This is a genomic window from Streptomyces bungoensis, assembly GCF_001514215.1.
Classification (GTDB): domain Bacteria; phylum Actinomycetota; class Actinomycetes; order Streptomycetales; family Streptomycetaceae; genus Streptomyces; species Streptomyces bungoensis.
Genome location: NZ_KQ948901.1, coordinates 1 through 1994 on the forward strand (window position 1 = coordinate 1; position 1994 = coordinate 1994).

Genomic DNA, 1994 nt, shown 5'->3' on the forward strand with positions numbered 1-1994 from the left:
GTCCCTTCGGGCTGCGCCCGAAGCTAGCGAACCCCCGTGCTGCGCACGGGGGTTGCGCTCCCGCTCCGCGGGAGCGCTGGCTGATCGCTGCGCGATCAGCTCACCCGCCTTGCTGCGCAGGGCGGGTGACGCTCCGTCCGCTGCGCTCTCCCGGAGCAGCGGGGCCTCCGGTCCCGCAAAGGGTGGCTTCCGCTGCGCTTCAGCCACCTAGTGGCAGCTCCGCGCCATGGAGGCCGGCCCCGCTGCGCGGGTCTGCCAAGCGGGCCTGCGGCCCGAGCAGCTATGGGGGAGGGTTGGAGTGGATGCTGAATCGCAACCTGTCACGGTGCTTCAAAATCAGTTCCAGATTGATTCTGGAGTAGCATCCTTGCTGTGCTTGCAATGCATCGTGTAGTCCTGCACGGCAAAGTACTTCACCGCTCTGCGGTTGGCGCTGCGAAGCTCGCTGATAAATTCCCCTGGGGTCGGAATGCCCACGATGGAGAGAAAAATGGTGAGGGCTGCATTCTGAGTAAACGCTGACAGGGTTACAAGAGCGTAGAGGGCGGTGGCGAAAAGCGTGCTGCGGTAGTTGTGGTAAAGGAAGAAGATGGTAGCTGAGTCCATTTCGGTTCCTATTCGTTGGTCGTGGTGTGTTCATTTGAAGAGCTTCCTCCTCGACTTGGAGGTTTTGGGCAAAAAAAATAGACCCTCATGCCGTGAGGGTCTGTCGGCAGCATTTTATTGCCTAGCTGCCGAACATTGCTTCCCTCTTTTCTTGCCTCGCTGGCGATTCCACTGCCGGCGTTGTCCCACTTCCTGGCCTCGACCAGCTGGTCGTGCATTGCTTGCCACTTTTAGTAATCATTTGGCTACTCCTTGTGTTTTTTTGGGGGTACAGTAAAGCCGAAGGGAGCCTGCCCTTCGGCTTAGTACATAGTGGTGCGTAAAAGCTGTTCTCGCGTACCTTCGGTGCTTCGTGATGTTACGCCTAAAGTTTATCGCCTGCTGAGGCGATCGTCAATATCGACTGACCTGCGGCTATACGTCTAGCGTAGCGGAGATCTTGGTTCTTCGGTGGCGCTGATAAGAGTCTACAGGCCTTCTTCTGTGTGCTGCAAGAGGCGTGCGATCGAGTGCCGTCGTGGTGCTTCCTTAGTTTCTCAGTGAGGTAAGATCTTTATAGCAGCTCTCTGCTTCGCTGACAATCTTTGTCGGCTCAGGGGAGCACTTCCAGAGTCGCCAGAGAGGGCCCAACTCTGCGTCTGGGGGGCGCTCAGCGCCTATATGAGGTGGCTGGTCGCCTGCCGAGCCGTCGCTGGGCAGGCGACCGGACATCAGATGACGGTCCGACTTGTGTCGGCTATCTGTCAGGTGGTCAGGTCGGGTAGGCGGTACTCGTACTTGCGGGGCCGGAGGTCTTCCTCGGCCGGCTCCCAGTCGGTGTAGTGCGAGACCGTTCCGCCGCTGGGGGTGTAGTCGTCGCTGGAGATGTCGACCTTAATGTCGCTGACGACGTAGAGGTCGACGCTGTTGTCCCTGTCCCGGGCGTGCAGGACCTCGTTGATGGTGAGTTCGACGCTGGTGGCGGCCCCAGTGGTGCCTTTGACCTCCACGTGGCGTTCCTCGCTGCCGCACAGGTCGTAGGGCTTGCCGAGCTTCTCGACCTGCCAGCCCTGGGCCTCGTAGTGGTCGGTGGCGAGGCGTTCGGCGTGCTCCTCGATGGCTTTGCGCTTCTTGGGGTCGGAGATGTAGCCGGCGCCACGGCGGCGGCGCTGGGGCTTCCTCTTGCCCTGGACCTGTTCGGCGGTGAAGCCGGGGGACTTGTCCAGGGGGACGTCTTCGGGATCGTCGGGGTCGAAGGGGATGCCGGCCAGCTCCAGCAGGCGCTGTGCGGGCATCTGGACGAGCTTGCCCATGCCGCGGTCGGTACCCGAGCGGCGGATCGCGTCGCTGCCCGCCTCGGTCAACGGGCCCTCGGGGCCCAGCGGGACGTTCTCGAGCTTGGCAAGGGG

General features: G+C 61.6%; 2 protein-coding genes. Both read right to left on the minus strand.

Going from position 1 to position 1994, the window contains the following annotated elements:
• Nucleotides 1-336: 336 nt before the first annotated feature.
• Nucleotides 337-606, minus strand: a complete 270-nt coding sequence (locus AQJ66_RS36525) for a hypothetical protein (protein ID WP_061931234.1) — start codon at nt 604-606, stop codon at nt 337-339.
• A 743-nt stretch (nt 607-1349) separates the two neighbouring features.
• The coding region (locus AQJ66_RS36530) for a protein NO VEIN domain-containing protein (RefSeq protein WP_159052718.1) at nt 1350-1994 on the minus strand (645 nt) is incomplete at its 5' end.

Coding starts and splice junctions, on each gene's coding strand:
- AQJ66_RS36525 (WP_061931234.1), bottom strand. CDS start 606: ATGGACTCAGCTACCATCTTCTTCCTTTACCACAACTACCGCAGCACG.